Source organism: Sulfurimonas sp. HSL3-7 (assembly GCF_039645985.1).
Lineage (GTDB): Bacteria > Campylobacterota > Campylobacteria > Campylobacterales > Sulfurimonadaceae > Sulfonitrofixus > Sulfonitrofixus jiaomeiensis.
In genome coordinates, this window is record NZ_CP147919.1 from 314,587 (window position 1) to 329,928 (window position 15,342).

The 15,342-nt window shown below is 46.1% G+C and carries 26 protein-coding genes; 24 read left to right on the forward strand and 2 right to left on the reverse strand.

Annotation, left to right across the window (positions count from 1 at the left end):
• From rplB to WCY20_RS01685, 20 genes are all read left to right on the forward strand, one after another.
• Nucleotides 1-846 (forward strand): 50S ribosomal protein L2, encoded by an 846-nt coding sequence (rplB, locus tag WCY20_RS01590; protein ID WP_345976520.1) that lies wholly within the window; start codon nucleotides 1-3, stop codon nucleotides 844-846.
• 2 nt (nucleotides 847-848) lie between these two features.
• Entirely contained in the window at nucleotides 849-1,127 is a 279-nt protein-coding gene (gene rpsS / locus WCY20_RS01595) for a 30S ribosomal protein S19 (RefSeq protein WP_345976521.1), read from the forward strand.
• A gap of 2 nt (nucleotides 1,128-1,129) precedes the next feature.
• On the forward strand, nucleotides 1,130-1,447 hold the full coding sequence (gene rplV / locus WCY20_RS01600) for a 50S ribosomal protein L22 (RefSeq protein WP_345976522.1): 318 nt from the start codon (nucleotides 1,130-1,132) through the stop codon (nucleotides 1,445-1,447).
• Nucleotide 1,448: 1 nt separating this feature from the next.
• Nucleotides 1,449-2,156 (forward strand): 30S ribosomal protein S3, encoded by a 708-nt coding sequence (gene rpsC / locus WCY20_RS01605; RefSeq protein WP_345976523.1) that lies wholly within the window; start codon nucleotides 1,449-1,451, stop codon nucleotides 2,154-2,156.
• 2 nt (nucleotides 2,157-2,158) lie between these two features.
• Complete coding sequence (gene rplP, locus WCY20_RS01610) at nucleotides 2,159-2,584, forward strand: 50S ribosomal protein L16 (protein WP_345976524.1); 426 nt, start codon at nucleotides 2,159-2,161, stop codon at nucleotides 2,582-2,584.
• Nucleotides 2,571-2,756, forward strand: coding sequence for a 50S ribosomal protein L29 (gene rpmC / locus WCY20_RS01615; protein ID WP_345976525.1), 186 nt, complete (start codon nucleotides 2,571-2,573; stop codon nucleotides 2,754-2,756). Before rplP ends, rpmC begins: the two co-directional genes overlap by 14 nt.
• A 10-nt stretch (nucleotides 2,757-2,766) precedes the next feature.
• Entirely contained in the window at nucleotides 2,767-3,012 is a 246-nt protein-coding gene (gene rpsQ, locus WCY20_RS01620; protein ID WP_345976526.1) for a 30S ribosomal protein S17, read from the forward strand.
• Nucleotides 3,012-3,380, forward strand: coding sequence for a 50S ribosomal protein L14 (gene rplN / locus WCY20_RS01625; protein ID WP_345976527.1), 369 nt, complete (start codon nucleotides 3,012-3,014; stop codon nucleotides 3,378-3,380). The genes rpsQ and rplN overlap by 1 nt, the downstream gene beginning before the upstream one ends.
• Nucleotides 3,381-3,382: 2 nt before the next feature.
• Nucleotides 3,383-3,613 carry a 50S ribosomal protein L24 gene (gene rplX / locus WCY20_RS01630; protein WP_345976528.1) on the forward strand — a complete coding sequence of 77 codons (231 nt, stop codon included), beginning with the start codon at nucleotides 3,383-3,385 and terminating at the stop codon, nucleotides 3,611-3,613.
• A 3-nt stretch (nucleotides 3,614-3,616) separates the two neighbouring features.
• Nucleotides 3,617-4,168 (forward strand): 50S ribosomal protein L5, encoded by a 552-nt coding sequence (gene rplE, locus WCY20_RS01635; RefSeq protein WP_345976529.1) that lies wholly within the window; start codon nucleotides 3,617-3,619, stop codon nucleotides 4,166-4,168.
• Complete coding sequence (locus WCY20_RS01640) at nucleotides 4,161-4,346, forward strand: type Z 30S ribosomal protein S14 (protein WP_345976530.1); 186 nt, start codon at nucleotides 4,161-4,163, stop codon at nucleotides 4,344-4,346. The genes rplE and WCY20_RS01640 overlap by 8 nt, the downstream gene beginning before the upstream one ends.
• A 72-nt stretch (nucleotides 4,347-4,418) precedes the next feature.
• Nucleotides 4,419-4,814, forward strand: coding sequence for a 30S ribosomal protein S8 (gene rpsH / locus WCY20_RS01645; protein WP_345976531.1), 396 nt, complete (start codon nucleotides 4,419-4,421; stop codon nucleotides 4,812-4,814).
• A 12-nt stretch (nucleotides 4,815-4,826) separates the two neighbouring features.
• Nucleotides 4,827-5,363: a 50S ribosomal protein L6 gene (gene rplF / locus WCY20_RS01650; RefSeq protein ID WP_345976532.1), complete on the forward strand. Its 537-nt coding sequence runs from the start codon at nucleotides 4,827-4,829 to the stop codon at nucleotides 5,361-5,363.
• Between the two features lie 11 nt (nucleotides 5,364-5,374).
• Entirely contained in the window at nucleotides 5,375-5,731 is a 357-nt protein-coding gene (gene rplR / locus WCY20_RS01655; RefSeq protein WP_345976533.1) for a 50S ribosomal protein L18, read from the forward strand.
• A 9-nt stretch (nucleotides 5,732-5,740) separates the two neighbouring features.
• The gene (rpsE, locus tag WCY20_RS01660; protein ID WP_345978196.1) at nucleotides 5,741-6,184 is read left to right on the forward strand and encodes a 30S ribosomal protein S5; all 444 of its coding nucleotides are present in this window, start codon (nucleotides 5,741-5,743) and stop codon (nucleotides 6,182-6,184) included.
• A gap of 3 nt (nucleotides 6,185-6,187) precedes the next feature.
• Nucleotides 6,188-6,586, forward strand: coding sequence for a 50S ribosomal protein L15 (rplO, locus tag WCY20_RS01665; RefSeq protein ID WP_345976534.1), 399 nt, complete (start codon nucleotides 6,188-6,190; stop codon nucleotides 6,584-6,586).
• On the forward strand, nucleotides 6,586-7,848 hold the full coding sequence (secY, locus tag WCY20_RS01670) for a preprotein translocase subunit SecY (RefSeq protein WP_345976535.1): 1,263 nt from the start codon (nucleotides 6,586-6,588) through the stop codon (nucleotides 7,846-7,848). Before rplO ends, secY begins: the two co-directional genes overlap by 1 nt.
• A 2-nt stretch (nucleotides 7,849-7,850) precedes the next feature.
• Complete coding sequence (gene map / locus WCY20_RS01675) at nucleotides 7,851-8,609, forward strand: type I methionyl aminopeptidase (RefSeq protein WP_345976536.1); 759 nt, start codon at nucleotides 7,851-7,853, stop codon at nucleotides 8,607-8,609.
• A gap of 3 nt (nucleotides 8,610-8,612) precedes the next feature.
• Nucleotides 8,613-8,831 (forward strand): translation initiation factor IF-1, encoded by a 219-nt coding sequence (infA, locus tag WCY20_RS01680; protein WP_345976537.1) that lies wholly within the window; start codon nucleotides 8,613-8,615, stop codon nucleotides 8,829-8,831.
• Between the two features lie 198 nt (nucleotides 8,832-9,029).
• Nucleotides 9,030-9,548, forward strand: a complete 519-nt coding sequence (locus WCY20_RS01685) for a protein disulfide oxidoreductase (protein WP_345976538.1) — start codon at nucleotides 9,030-9,032, stop codon at nucleotides 9,546-9,548.
• Here WCY20_RS01685 and WCY20_RS01690 read toward each other — a convergent pair.
• Entirely contained in the window at nucleotides 9,545-10,237 is a 693-nt protein-coding gene (locus tag WCY20_RS01690; protein WP_345976539.1) for a DUF2461 domain-containing protein, read from the reverse strand. The genes WCY20_RS01685 and WCY20_RS01690 overlap by 4 nt on opposite strands.
• Before the next feature lie 8 nt (nucleotides 10,238-10,245).
• Nucleotides 10,246-10,671: a hypothetical protein gene (locus WCY20_RS01695; protein ID WP_345976540.1), complete on the reverse strand. Its 426-nt coding sequence runs from the start codon at nucleotides 10,669-10,671 to the stop codon at nucleotides 10,246-10,248.
• Nucleotides 10,672-10,883: 212 nt separating this feature from the next.
• On the opposite strand from WCY20_RS01695, the gene WCY20_RS01700 reads away from it, so the two are divergent.
• The 4 genes from WCY20_RS01700 to mnmG all read left to right on the forward strand — a co-directional run bounded on the left by WCY20_RS01700 (nucleotide 10,884) and on the right by mnmG (nucleotide 15,337).
• Nucleotides 10,884-12,206 (forward strand): FAD-dependent oxidoreductase, encoded by a 1,323-nt coding sequence (locus WCY20_RS01700; protein ID WP_345976541.1) that lies wholly within the window; start codon nucleotides 10,884-10,886, stop codon nucleotides 12,204-12,206.
• Nucleotides 12,207-12,415: 209 nt separating this feature from the next.
• Entirely contained in the window at nucleotides 12,416-12,595 is a 180-nt protein-coding gene (locus WCY20_RS01705; RefSeq protein ID WP_345976542.1) for a hypothetical protein, read from the forward strand.
• 80 nt (nucleotides 12,596-12,675) lie between these two features.
• Complete coding sequence (locus WCY20_RS01710; RefSeq protein WP_345976543.1) at nucleotides 12,676-13,299, forward strand: arylesterase; 624 nt, start codon at nucleotides 12,676-12,678, stop codon at nucleotides 13,297-13,299.
• Between the two features lie 154 nt (nucleotides 13,300-13,453).
• Nucleotides 13,454-15,337 carry a tRNA uridine-5-carboxymethylaminomethyl(34) synthesis enzyme MnmG gene (mnmG, locus tag WCY20_RS01715; RefSeq protein WP_345976544.1) on the forward strand — a complete coding sequence of 628 codons (1,884 nt, stop codon included), beginning with the start codon at nucleotides 13,454-13,456 and terminating at the stop codon, nucleotides 15,335-15,337.
• The last annotated feature ends 5 nt before the right edge of the window (nucleotides 15,338-15,342 follow it).

A 15,342-nucleotide genomic window follows, 5' to 3' on the forward strand; every position in this document is an offset into this window, starting at 1 on the left:
ATGGCAATGAAAACATACAGACCAATAACACCGAGTCGTCGTTTCTATACAAACATCGACAGCAGTGATATTACAGCGAAACCTTCAGTTCGCTCATTGTTGAAAAAACTTCCTGCACACGCCGGTCGTAACAACAATGGTCGTATCACTTCTCGTCACAAGCAAGCGGGTGCGAAAAAACTTTACCGTATCATCGATTTCAAACGTAACAAGTTTGGTATCCCTGGTACAGTATCGGCTATCGAGTACGATCCGTACCGTAACTGTCGTATTGCACTTGTTACCTATGCTGACGGTGAAAAACGTTACATCATTCAACCGAAAGATCTAAAAGTCGGTGATGTTGTTCAATCAGCTGAAAGCGGTCTTGATATCAAGCCTGGTAACACAATGAAATTGAAAAACATCCCGGTTGGTACGGTTATTCACAACCTTGAGTTGAAACCTGGTAAAGGCGGACAGCTTGTTCGTTCAGCCGGCGGTTCAGCTCAGATCATGGGTCGTGACGGTAAATACGTTTCAGTGCGTCTTCCGTCATCTGAGATGCGTCTTGTCCTTGGTGAATGTCTTGCAACGATCGGTACTGTCGGTAACGAAGAGTTCGGTAACATCGTTTGGGCTAAAGCAGGCCGTTCACGTCACCGTGGTATCCGTCCACAGACACGTGGTTCTGCAATGAACCCTATCGATCACCCGCATGGTGGTGGTGAAGGTAAGACAAACTCTGGTCGTCATCCAGTTACTCCATGGGGTAAACCGACTAAGGGTGCGAAAACACGTCGTAAAAAAGCAAGTGATAAACTTATTATTACACGTCGCAAACCAAATGCTAAAAGGGTAGGTTAATTATGGCTCGTTCAGTAAAAAAAGGTCCATTCGTAGACGACCACTTGATGAAAAAAGTGCTTGCAGCCAAAGAAGCTAAAAGCAACAAGCCAATCAAGACTTGGTCACGCCGTTCAATGGTTCTTCCAGAGATGATCGGCTTGACACTTAATGTTCACAACGGCCGTCAGTTTGTTCCTGTATACGTTACAGAGAACCACATCGGTTATAAACTTGGCGAATTCGCACCAACACGTACATTCAAGGGCCACAAAGGTTCTGTACAGAAGAAGGTAGGTTAATCATGGCTAGAGCACTATTGAAATTCATCCGTGTTTCACCGATCAAATCTCGTCTTGTTGCACGCGAAATCCAAGGTATGAACGCAGAAGAGGCTCTTGCAGCTTTGGAGTTCACACCAAACAAAGCGGCTAAGATCATCTATAAGGTACTTGCATCTGCAGTAGCGAATAGCGGTCTTGAAGCAGAAGATTGTGTTGTAAAATCTTGTCGTGTTGACAACGGTCCGGTACTTAAACGTTTCCGTCCACGTGCTCGTGGTATGGCATCGGGTATCCGCAAACCAACAGCACATATCTTAGTAGAAGTAGAGGGCAAATAATATGGGTCATAAAGTTAATCCTATTGGTCTTCGCCTAGGTATCAACCGTAACTGGGAATCTCGCTGGTATCCATCGTTTGACTCTGCTGCGGCTAACCTTGGCGAGGATTATAAAATCCGTACTTTCTTGAAGAAAGAGCTTTACTATGCTGGTGTTGCGAACATCATCATCGAGCGTACTGCGAAGCGCCTTCGTGTCACTATCGTAGCAGCTCGTCCTGGTATCATCATCGGTAAAAAAGGTGCTGATATCGAGAAATTGAAAGTCAGTCTTCAAAAACTGATTGGTAAAGATATCTCTATCAATATCAAAGAAGAGAAAAAAGCAATGATCTCAGCACAACTTGTGGCTGAAAATGTTGCAACGCAACTTGAGCGTCGTATCGCGTTCCGCCGTGCGATGAAGAAAGTTATGCAAAATGCACAGCGTTCTGGTGCCAAAGGTATCAAGATCTCTGTTGCAGGTCGTCTTGGTGGTGCTGAGATGGCACGTACTGAGTGGTATCTTGAGGGACGTGTTCCTCTTCATACACTTCGTGCAAAAATCGATTACGGTTTCGCTGAAGCACAGACTACATACGGAATCATCGGTATTAAAGTCTGGATCTTCAAAGGTGAGGTACTGACTAAAGGTATCCCTGCTGAAGCCAAAGAAGAAAAAACTGAGAAACGTGAACGTCGTCCACGTGCTCCGAGAAAGGCTGATTAATCATGTTGATGCCTAAAAGAACAAAATACCGTAAGGTAATGAAAGGTCGTAACCGCGGTTACGCTCGTTCTGGTTATAAACTAGCGTTTGGCGATATCGCATTCAAAGCGGTAGAAGCAGGTCGTATCAACTCTCGTCAGATTGAATCGGCTCGTATCTCTGCGACTCGTCACATTAAACGTCAAGGTAAGATCTGGATCCGTGTATTTCCAGCTAAACCACTAACAGCCAAGCCTCTTGAAACTCGTATGGGTAAAGGTAAAGGTTCTGTTGATAAATGGGTTATGAATATCAAGCCAGGTCGTATTATTTTTGAAATGGGTGGTGTACCTGAAGAGTTGGCGCGTGAAGCACTGACACTTGCAATTCACAAACTACCGTTCAAATGTAAAATTATTACTGCGGAGATGAACAATGAAATATTCTGATTTTGCTGATAAAAACGTTGCTGAACTTCAAGCGATGCTTAAAGAGAAGAAGACTGAGTTGTTCACTTTGAAGATCAAACAAAAAATGATGCAATTGACTAACACAAGCGAACTTCGTACTGTGAAAAAAGATATTGCTCGTATCAACACTGCTCTTGCAGCAGTGAAGTAAGGAAAGCACTATGAGTCAACGTGAAATTCAAGGTGTAGTAGTAAAGATCGCTGGTGATAAGACAGCTTCTGTTTTGGTAGAGCGTCGTGTTATGCACCCACGTTACCACAAAGTTGTCAAGCGTTTTAAAAAGTATCTTATCCATGATGAGAAGAACACTCTAAAAGAAGGTGACGTCGTCGTTGCTGTTGAGTGTCGTCCGCTTTCTAAAACGAAATCATACCGACTTAAAAACGTTGTTGTAGGAGCTGAGTAATGATCCAGAGTTTTACACGTTTAAAAGTTGCTGATAACACAGGTGCTAAAGAGATCATGTGTATCAAAGTTCTTGGCGGTTCTAAGCGTCGCTATGCAACTGTTGGTGACGTTATCGTAGCATCAGTCAAAAAAGCGATCCCGACAGGGAAAGTAAAAAAAGGTCAAGTTGTTAAAGCTGTTGTTGTTCGTACAAAAAAAGAGGTTCATCGTGAAAACGGTTCTCTTATCCGTTTCGATGACAATGCCGCAGTAATCCTTGATGCAAAAAGAGAGCCTATTGGTACTCGTATTTTCGGGCCTGTAAGTCGTGAAGTACGTTACGCTGGTTTCATGAAAATTGTATCACTAGCGCCGGAGGTTGTTTAATTATGGCAAAGTTTAATTTCAAAAAGGGTGATACTGTTGAGATCATCGCTGGTGACGATAAAGGCACTAAAGCGACAGTTCTTGCAGTAATGCCAAAAAAAGGTAAGGTTATTGTTGAGGGTTGTAAAATCGCTAAGAAAACAGTTAAACCTACTGAAGAAAACCCTAAAGGCGGATTCATGAACAAAGAGATGCCGATAGATGTCTCTAATGTCCGCAAAGTGGAGGCGTAACCGATGGCACGTTTAAAAGAAAAATATCTTGCTCTTAAGCCACAGCTTCAAGAGCAACTGGGCATCAAAAACCCTATGGAGATCCCAGCATTTGAAAAAATCGTTATCTCTGTAGGTACCGGTTTTGCGATGAAAGATAACAAGCTTATCCAAAACATCCAAGACACGATCTCTGCGATTGCGGGTCAGCATGCATCGGTTGTCGAAGCGAAGAAATCGGTAGCGGGTTTCAAAGTACGTGAAGGTATGCCGGTAGGTGTTCGTGTAACACTTCGTGGCGCTAAAATGTACGAATTCCTTGACCGTTTGGTTGCTATCGCGCTTCCACGTGTTAAAGACTTCCGTGGTGTACCTCGTAACGGTTTTGATGGTCGCGGTAACTACAACTTCGGTCTGGATGAGCAGTTGATCTTCCCTGAAGTTAATTACGATTCGATCATGCAGATCCACGGTATGAACATCACTGTTGTCACAACAACACAAAGTGATAAAGAAGCCTTTGCTCTTCTTGAAGCAATGGGTATGCCGTTCACTAAGGAGCGCACAAATGGCTAAAAAATCAATGATCGCGAAAGCGAAACGCACACCTAAGTATGCGGTTCGCGCTTATACACGTTGCCAGATCTGTGGTCGTCCACACTCTGTCATTCGTGATTTCGGCATCTGCCGTGTTTGCTTTAGAAAAATGGCAAACGAAGGTCTAATCCCAGGTGTTAGAAAGTCTTCTTGGTAAGCTTCGGCTTCCATGGAGAAACTCCTAACAGTAGCAAATACTGTGACAGTATTTAGCAAATAAGGAAAAATAATGGTAAATGATTTAATTTCGGATTCGTTGACACGTATTCGTAATGCGGCTATGCGTCGTCTTGATGTTACGACACTAATGCACTCAAAAAGTGTTGAAGCTGTTGTGGCTATTTTAGCTGACAAAGGCTACATCGACTCTTTCAACGTGGTTGAAAACGGCCCTAAAAAAAGCATCAACGTTGTGTTGAAGTATGATGAAAACGGTAAGACTGTGATCAATGAGATGAAACGTGTTTCTAAACCTGGCCGTCGTGTGTACAAGCATGCTGCTGATATTAAACGTTTCAAAAACGGTTACGGTACGATCATCGTTTCAACATCTAAAGGCGTTCTCCCTAATGATAAAGCTTTCGAGCTTGGCATTGGCGGCGAAGTCATGTGTACAGTTTGGTAGGGGGTAGATAATATGTCACGTATTGGAAAAAATCCTGTTGAAGTACCGGCTGAAATTAAAGTTAGTGTTGATGGAGCGATCGTTACTTTCGTAAAAGGTAACGTAACGCGTACGTTGGACACTAAAGGGAATGTAGCGATCGAACTAGACGGTCAGACACTTACATTCAAAAACCTTTCTGATTCTCGTGAGCACCGCGCATTCTGGGGAACATACCGTTCACTGGCTGCAAACATTGTCAAGGGTCTTACAGAAGGTTTTACAAAACAACTTGAGATTAACGGTGTTGGTTACCGTGCTGCCGTTCAAGGTAAAGTACTTAACCTTCAACTGGGCCACTCGCATGATATCAACTATGATATTCCTGCCGGTCTAGATATCTCAGTTGAGAAAAACGTGATCACGATCAAAGGTAGCGACAACCAGCAAATCGGTCAAGTTGCAGCTGAGATCCGTTCATTCCGTCCGCCAGAACCTTACAAAGGTAAAGGTGTGAAATACATGGAAGAGACTATCGTGCGTAAAGCCGGTAAGACTGCTAAGAAATAAGGGGCGTTGAGATGAATGCAAAAACTTTAAAAATCAAAGCTAAAAAGCGTATCCAACGTAAGCGCCGTATTCGCGCAAAGATCTCAGGAACTGCTGCACTTCCACGTGTATCGGTTTTCCGTTCAAATCGTTACCTGTCTGCGCAAGCGATCAACGATGAGACGGCAACAACGTTAGCTGCTATTCACTCTAAGGCTTCTGGTCTTAAAGCGAACAGAGAAGATGCGGCGAAACTTGCTGAGCAATTTGCTGCTACACTTAAAGGTGCTGGTATCAATGAGATTGTATTTGATCGTAACGGTTACCAATATCACGGTGTGATCGCTGCTTTCGGTGAAGCACTTCGTGCAAACGAAATTAAGTTTTAGGGGCTGATGATGAATACAATCAACAGAGAAGATTTCGAAGAATCGATCGTAAACATCGGTCGTGTAACAAAAGTTGTAAAAGGTGGACGTCGTTTCCGTTTTACAGCACTAGTGGTTGTCGGTAACAAAAATGGTACCGTCGGTTACGGTGTCGGTAAAGCGAAAGAGGTTCCTGATGCAATCCGTAAAGCAGTAGACAATGCCTTCAAAAACTTAACTACTGTTAAGATTAAAGGTACTACTATTGCTCACGATATTGAGCACAAATTCAATGCTAGTCGTGTATGGATGGCTCCGGCATCAGAAGGTACAGGTATTATCGCCGGTGGTGCGCTTCGTCCTGTTCTTGAGCTTGCCGGTATCCAGGATATCTTGACGAAGTCTATTGGCTCAAACAATCCAAATACCGTTGTACGTGCGACTGTCGAAGCACTTGCAAACATGAAAGGATAGGTCATGGCATTAGAAAACTTAACACCTGCAGAAGGTTCTACACAGTCTCGTAAACGTGTAGGACGCGGTCAGGGTTCAGGCATGGGTAAAACATCGACTCGTGGTCAAAAAGGTCAAAAATCCCGTACAGGTTACAAACGCAAGCGTAACTTCGAGGGTGGACAGCAGCCGTTGGCACGCCGTCTTCCTAAGATCGGTTTTACGTCACGTGTTGAAAAACCGTACGTGATCAATGTCGAGAAAGTAACTGCAGTTGCTGAACTTGCAGAGATCACAATGGCTACAATTCGTGAAGTACACAAACTTAGCAAAGAGACAACATGTGTTAAACTTGTTGGTGCTTCTGCTAAGGACCTTGCTTCTAAAATTAAAGACGAAAACGTTACAACAACTGGCAAATAATGAACCAGCAACTTGTAAACAAGATCTTAATAACGATCGGGTTTCTCTTCATCTACCGTCTACTGGCATACGTGCCGGTACCGGGGGTAGATACTGCGGTAATCGCATCTTTCTTCGACTCTCATCAATCTGATGCTCTTGGACTTATGAATATGTTCAGTGGTAATGCAGTCGAACGTCTCTCAATTATTTCACTCGGTATCATGCCTTATATCACCGCCTCAATCATCATGGAACTTTTAGCAGCGACATTCCCGAATTTGGGTCAGATGAAAAAAGAGCGCGACGGTATGGTGAAATATATGCAGATCATCCGTTATGCAACGATCGCCATCACTATTGTGCAGGCGATCGGTGTGAGCATTGGTCTACAAAGTTTGACGGGGCCTGACGGCTCAAGTGCGATCTTAACAGACCACACGACATTTATCGTAATCTCTGCAGTCTCCATGCTTGCAGGAACGATGCTGTTGATGTGGATTGGTGAGCAGATCACGCAAAGTGGTATCGGTAACGGTATCTCTTTGATTATCTTTGCGGGTATCGTTTCGGCGATTCCAAGTGCGATCGGTCAGTCGATCTCTATGGTCAACGAGGGAGCAATGAGTTTTTTAACGGTTCTTGCTATCCTTGCACTGATCCTGGTGACTGTCGGTGTTATTATCTATGTAGAACTGGGTGAGCGCCGTGTGCCTGTCACCTATGCAAAGAAAACGATGATGCAAAACCAAAATAAGCGTGTTATGAACTACATCCCTATCAAGGTCAACTTGTCAGGTGTTATCCCGGTCATCTTCGCATCGGCTATTTTGATGTTCCCGATGACGGTACTTTCAAGCAGCACGAACCCTACGGTTCAGGCGATTGCGGATGTATTGAATCCAAACAGTTATTTCTTTAACTTTTTGACCTTTACCTTTGTTATCTTCTTTGCATTTTTCTATGCATCGATCGTCTTTAACGCAAAAGACATCTCAGAGAATTTGAAGCGTCAAGGTGGGTTCATCCCTGGTGTCCGTCCGGGAGCGAGTACGGCTGCTTTCCTAAATGAGACAGCTTCTCGCTTGACGATTACGGGTGCCCTCTATCTTGGTCTGGTGGCAACGCTGCCGTTTATGATCATCAAAGGGATGGGTGTTCCTTTCTTTTTCGGCGGTACTGCCGTTCTTATCGTTGTTCAGGTAGCCCTTGACACAATGCGTAAGATCGAAGCTCAGATCTACATGAGCAAGTACGAAACTATCAGCGCGGTTGGTCTGTAAATATGGCTATTGCGATTCGCAAAAACGTTGAAATAGAAAAACTGCGTGCTGCCAACAAGATCGTTGGCGAGACGCTTAACCTGATGCGGGAAAATACCCGTGTCGGTGCTTCGCTTAAAGAGCTTGATGCGATGGCGGAAGACTATATCCGTTCGCAGGGCGCTCTTCCTTCGTTCAAAGGCCTCTACGGTTTTCCCAATGCAGTCTGTACCTCCGTTAATGAAGTGATCATACACGGCATTCCGAGTGATTACAAACTGCAAGAGGGTGATATCGTCGGTTACGATATCGGAACGAAATTTGAGGGCTATTACGGTGACGCAGCCATTACCGTCGGTGTCGGTCAGATAAGTGAAACGGATGAGAAGCTGATTGCCTGTGCCAAAGATACCCTCTACTATGCAATCGAGAATATCAAAGACGGCATGCGGTTCAAAGAGCTCTCCTACCTGATGCAGGAGTTTATCCTGAGTCGCGGTTTTGTACCGCTTCGTGACTTTTGCGGTCACGGTATCGGTAAACAGCCGCACGAAGAGCCTCAGATCCCGAACTATCTTGACGGCGGGAACCCAAAAGCGGGTCCGAAGATCAAGAACGGCATGGTCTTCTGTATAGAGCCGATGATCTGCCAAAAAGAGGCGAAACCCGTGATCCTGGAGAACGGGTGGGATGTCGTTAGTAAAGATGGCCTACGCGGGTCGCATTATGAACATACTGTTGCTGTCGTTGGCGGCAAAGCAGAAATACTTTCACAAGGATAATTCATGGCAAAATCAGACGTCATTGAAGTTGATGGGAAAATAGTTGAAGCGCTGCCGAATGCAACATTCCGCGTAGAGCTTGATAACGGGCATGTGATCTTGTGTCACATTGCCGGCAAGATGCGTATGCACTACATCAAGATTTTGCCTGGAGACAGAGTAAAGCTTGAACTTACACCATACTCTTTGGACAAAGGGCGTATTACTTATAGATATAAGTAATGGTTTCAGCTTCGGTGCACCCCGCACTGAAGTTCACTTCAGAGGGACGTGGTACACCCTTGGTGTTACTTCGGAACATTCTACACAAGATCTAAAACTTCATAAAGTTCAGGCATGGTAAAAATGAACTTCGTTATCCTTCTCTATTTTCTATTCGCTCAATAATCCAGCTATAATTTCTAAAAACCGAGCTATATAATGCAAAAACACAGCCAAAAGAGATGGACGCTCAAACGTATACTCAAAGAGATCGCTATTATGCTGCTTATGATTTTGGTGATCAGCAATGTCTTGAGTTATATACGTAAACCTGACATTACAGAGAATCAACTGCCTGCAATAAAAGCGTTGCTGATCAGCGGTGATCAGTTTGATTCCGCCGTTTTTGAAGGCAAACCGCTGCTTATTCATTTTTGGGCGACGTGGTGTCCCACCTGCAAGGTCGAAGCAGACAACATTCAGCGTCTCTCAAAACAATATAACGTTGTAACATTTGCCGTGAAGTCAGGCGATAATGAAGCGCTGCGAACCTATATGGAAGAACGTGAATTTGATTTTGGTGTCATAAATGATAATGACGGACGGTGGGCCAGTCGCTTTAATGTTCAAGGCTATCCGACAACATTTATCTATGATGCTTCGGGGGAGATCCGTTTCAGCGAGGTGGGCTACACCTCTACTGCCGGTTTACTGTTACGAATGTGGTGGGTCGATTAATCGCGTGATTTGGTCAGGCTCATTACATACAGCCACTGCTGCAGCGGCAGAAAAGTTTCATAATGTCTGTAAAGTTCAGGAATAAGTTTTTTTTCTGAGATAAGCGAAGCTTTGTCCGTATGATAGACGGCTATAGCTTTCATTCGGGCTAAATATTCCAGACTCATCTTTTTGTCGAACCCTCTAGGCAGACGTTTATAGTGGGGTTCTTCAACAGTGTACCCTCTGTTCTTCAGCGCTTCCAGAATCAGGTGGAGTGCCTCACGGTTTTTATCGACTTTGATATAGTCGCGGTAAGCAGCTAAAAGATCAGGATCAAAGGTCCTTATACCGGAAGCGATGAGCAGCTCCCGGGGTGAAAAGTGCAGGTAAAAGCAGCTTGACTGCATCCGTATATCCTGGCCCTGCCAAAAGATAATGCCGATCTTGGATTTGATGGGGGTTTTGTCTTTGGAAAAACGGGTGTCACGATAGATACGAAAGAGAGAGTGGTTGATCTTCGGGATGGCATTGATCGTCGGTACAAGGGCCTGCAGATGTTCGCCCATCTCTTCGACAAAGGCACGGCTTGGTTCCAGGATGTATTTGGTATAGCCATCTTTATGGGCTTCAAACCACTCTTTGGTATTGTTTTGTTCAATTGACCTTAAAAAAGGGATGGCTTCTTTAGGAAAATGTTCGAATGGCATGGTCTGACTTAAAGGGCCTGTGACAGAAAGGGGTCGTCGACCATCTCTATCGCTTTACGCCCTTCTTCTGAGACGATACCGAACTGGTGAACCAGGTTGGCCGCCTCTTTGACCTTGTTGCCGATCAGCTCGTCAACCTCGTTCAGGTTGTATTTGAATTTGAGTCCCAAGGTAATCTCGTCCATCTCAAAGATCTCTTCGAGTTCTTTATGAATCGCAACGATGCGCTCCATCAACGCAAGGCTTTTGTTGCGTGCCTGAAGAAATGTCGGCGACTTTTCGATGTAGTGTTTCATGTCATCCGGTGCGACGGATGCCATCTGGTTAAAGAGCTCTTCATATTCGGCTGATTTCTCTTTGAACTTCGTCGTTGTGATGAAGTTCTGGATCTTCGCTTTGAACTTCGGGAACTCTTGTGAAAATTGTGCTTGCATGGGAAAATCTTTCCGGGGCATAGGATACGCCCTCTGTTTTCGACATTATATCGCTTTGAAAATGGATAAAAGATGAAAGAAGAGAGCTAGGTGATGTGCGGCAGGATTATATTAAATATGCAGGTGTCAATTTGTCTGTTTTGGTAGAGGGGCTGCCGTATGTTAATAAATAATATATTATAGTGTATAAATTTTTATTATGAAGAAATGATATGCATGACAACCACTATTTTCAGGTCGCCATTATCGGCGGCGGCATCTCCGGAACTTCACTGCTTTACACCCTGGCCCGTTATACCGACCTCTCGAGTGTCGCTCTTTTTGAAAAGTATGATGAGATAGGCAGCGTCAACACCAATGCCAGAAGCAACTCCCAGACTTTGCACTGCGGCGATATCGAGACCAATTACACCTATGCGAAGGCCAAAAAGGTCAAACGTACGGCGAACATGCTGGAAAGATATGCCCTTAACCACGGCTACGGCGGCAAACATATCCACAAGGTTACGAAGATGGCACTGGGCGTCGGTGCCGAAGAAGTGGCCTATATCAAAAAGCGCTATAAAGAGTTCGTAGCGCTCTACCCCTATATGGAACTTTGGGATGAAACGGCCTTGGCCGAGATCGAACCGGCATTGATGGAAGGGCGGACTGAACCGGTTGTCGCGATGGGGGCAAAAGATCAATATTCTGCCGTAGACTTCGGTGCTATTGCGAAGAGCTTTGTCGATAATGCCAAAAAAGAGTCCAAAAAAGAGGTGGAGCTCTTTTTGAACACCCAGATAACGTCGATGAAAAAGCGGGGCGACAAAATTATTTTGGCAAGTGATGAGGGGGAGTATTTTGTGGACTTTGTCGTCGTCAATGCCGGGGCACACTCCCTGCTTTTGGCCCATCAAATGGGTTTCGGCGAGGCGTACTCCTGCCTGCCGATAGGCGGAAGTTTTTTTTATGCCAAAGAGAACATACTGAACTCCAAAGTCTATACGGTGCAAAACCCGAAACTCCCTTTTGCCGCTGTCCACGGCGATCCCGATCTGGTCAAAGACGGCATCGCCCGCTTCGGTCCGACAGCGCTGGCCCTGCCCAAACTGGAGCGTTACCGCGCAAGCCACTTTGTCGACTTTTTACATGCGCTCAGCCCTGATGAGACCGTCGTAAAGGTCTTCTACGATCTTCTGAAAGATGATGATATCCGCGACTACATTTTCAGGAACTTTATCTATGAGATCCCAGGTCTTCGGCGAAACGAGTTTGTCAAAGAGCTGAGAAAGATCATTCCGAATATTGAACCGGAGGAGATCGAGTTCGCCGAAAATGTCGGGGGTCTGCGTCCGCAGGTGATCGACAAGGTGAAGAAAGAACTGCTTCTGGGCGAAGCGAAGATAGAGACAGAGATCGGCGTGATCTTCAATATGACACCCTCACCGGGTGCGACAAGTTGTCTCGGCAATGCCGAAGTAGATACAAGATTACTGTGCGATTATCTCGGTGTTCGTTTTTATGCGGAAAAATTCAAGAAAGAACTTGAATAGAGCTAAGATAGGTATCTCGCAGCCTTTGACTGTTGCATATCCTAGCAATTTGATCTGCCTGAAACCGATTTTTAGAAGTTGTGCAGGTCAAAAGAGAAAAGATGTGATATTTTTGTTATAATCACCCAAGCGTAAAATTCGAGCCTTTTTTCATCACCTGTACGGGGACGGTAAAAGCTCGGAAAGCGACATATTCAAAGGGGATAAATATGAAAAAAATCTTTTCTGTAGCACTACTTGCATTGTTGGCAGTTGGATTTGCCGGTTGTAGTGCTAACGCACCAGAAGCAGCACCTGCAAAAGTACAAAATCAGGGGCAGCAGCCTGACGTTCTTAAAGCTGATGAGAACGGCATTATCGCTGTAGACCAAGCTCCAGTAGCTGAGTAGTCTCTGCGCAGGACTCTCCTGCGTTTTCCTTCCTTCTTCTTATATCTACATTTAAGACAACTCATTTTTAGAGTAATCACATGAACAAAACCAATTTAGCAGCACTTTTTCTTGGCCTTATCCTGGTACTTCTTTTTCTGAACAGATTCGATACACCATCGCCTGAGAGACAAAGACTTGGATCTGATGCACGGGTACTGGCTTTCGGCGACAGTCTGACCTATGGCTACGGTGCAGTGGAGATGAGTTATCCGAAACAGCTGCAAACACGTATCGGACGCAGTGTCATCAATGCCGGTATATCGGGGGAAGTTTCGTCAGCGGGATTAAAAAGGCTACCCGGATTGCTTGAGCGATACCATCCTGCGCTTGTGATCTTGTGTCACGGCGGCAATGATATTCTGAGACAATCGTCAAGAGAGCAGCTTAAACTCAACCTGATCGCGATGATACAGCTTTCACGAAAGAGCGGGGCAGAGGTACTGCTGGTCGGCGTGCCAGGTTTTGGGCTGTTCGGACCCAATACCGTGGCGCTTTATGAAGAGATCGCCCAGGAAAAAGGTGTTCTTTTCGAAGGGAACATTCTAGAGAAGATAGAGAGTGAACCGGCATTGAAAAGTGACCGTATCCATCCCAATGCAATAGGATACGGGCTGATGGCTGAGGCCTTTGAAGCAGTGATAAAAGAGAACGGTCTGCTGTAAAGAGAGCAGGTCCTGTTCGATTTTTGTACTTTCAAGGCTTAACAAATAGTAAAAATCAGAGACTAAGAGAGAGCCGCTGACTCTCTTTTGCCTCTTCACGCTATAATTGCACCATTAAAAGCAGTATATGCTGCACCTTGAAAATGGAAAAGATATGAATTATGATGTAATCGTTGTCGGTGGCGGCCATGCCGGGGTCGAGGCCTCCCTGGCCGCTGCGCGTATGGGTCAGAAGACACTGCTGGTCTCGATGCTGGCTGAAAATGTCGGTGCAACGAGCTGTAACCCGGCGGTCGGCGGTCTAGCCAAAGGGCATCTGGTGCGTGAACTTGATGCCCTCGGCGGCGAGATGGGGCTGATTACCGACGAAGCCGGGATCCAGTTTCGTATCCTCAACAACACCAAAGGGCCGGCAGTACGCGGAACACGCGCGCAGATTGACATGGACCAGTACCGTGTCATCGCGCGTAATATTGTGCTAAACACCCCGAACCTCGAGCTGTTGCAGGAGACCGTTGACGACCTGTTGATGGAAGGTGACAGCGTTGTCGGTGTGCGTACCAGCCTGCTCAATGAGTTCAGCGCGAAGAAAGTCATTTTGACGACAGGGACTTTTTTGCGCGGTGTCGTGCATGTCGGCGAGATCACACAGGAGGCGGGGCGTTTCGGCGAGTTCGCGGCCAATAAACTCTCCATCTCCCTGATGGATGCAGGTCTGACCATCGGCCGTCTCAAGACGGGAACCTGCCCGCGGATCGACAGTTCAAGTATCGATTTTTCTGTCATGGAAGAGCAGCCGGGCGATGAACTGCCGACGCCGTTCAGTTTCCGAACCGACAGAGCGAAATTCAAAGAGAACAAACAGCAGCTGCCGTGTTATATCACCTATACCAATATTGACACGCATGAGATCATCGAAAAGAACTTCTACCGCGCGCCGCTTTTTACCGGCCAGATAGAAGGGGTCGGACCGCGCTACTGCCCGAGTATCGAGGACAAGATCAACCGTTTCCGCGACAAAGAGCGTCACCACCTCTTTATCGAACCGCAGACGATGGACAACACGGAGTGCTACATCAACGGTATGAGCACCTCCCTGCCGCCTGATGTTCAGCAGGCGATGGTCCACTCGATCAAAGGGATGGAAAATGCGAAGATCGTCCGTTACGGGTATGCGATCGAGTACGACTACGTCGATCCGACGGAGCTGACCCATTCGCTTGAGACCAAAAAGGTCAAGAACCTCTACCTTGCGGGACAGATCAACGGAACGACGGGATATGAAGAGGCGGCGGCACAGGGGCTGATGGCGGGTATCAACGCCGCATTGAGCCTGCAGGAAAAAGAGCCGCTGATCCTGGGACGCGACGAAGCCTATATCGGTGTATTGATCGACGATCTCGTGACAAAAGGGACGAAAGAGCCCTACCGTATGTTCACTTCACGCGCGGAGTACCGTCTGCTGCTGCGCGAGGAGTCGGCCGACATGCGCCTGAGCAAATACGGTCACGCGCTGGGTCTGATCAGTGACGAAGAACATGCCGCCGTCGAGAAGAAGATCGCTCAGATTAAAGAAGGCGTTGCACTCATCAATGCGACGGATTATACGCCGAACAAAGAGTTTATCGCCTTTTTGGAGAGTATCGGCGAAGAGCGCATCAGCGACAAGGTCAATGCGCAGCAGATCATTGCCAGAAAGAGTTTTACCCTCGACAAACTGGCGAAACTGCTGCCGGAGCTGGCAAAGTTCGACGACTACATCCAGGAACAGATCCTGGTCGAGGCGAAATATGCACGCTATGTCGAAAAACAGCAGGATGACATTGAGAAGATGAAGCAGAACCTTCACATCAAGATCCCTGCAAACTTTGATTTTGCCTCGGTGCGCGGTTTCTCCAAAGAGGTGATCGACAAGCTCGAGAAGTTTCAGCCGCCGACCCTGCAGGCCGCTTCACAGATCTCGGGCATCACCCCGGCGGCCATCGAGATCCTGCATATCTATATCAAGATGTCGGAAAAGAAACAGCAGGCTTCGTAAACACT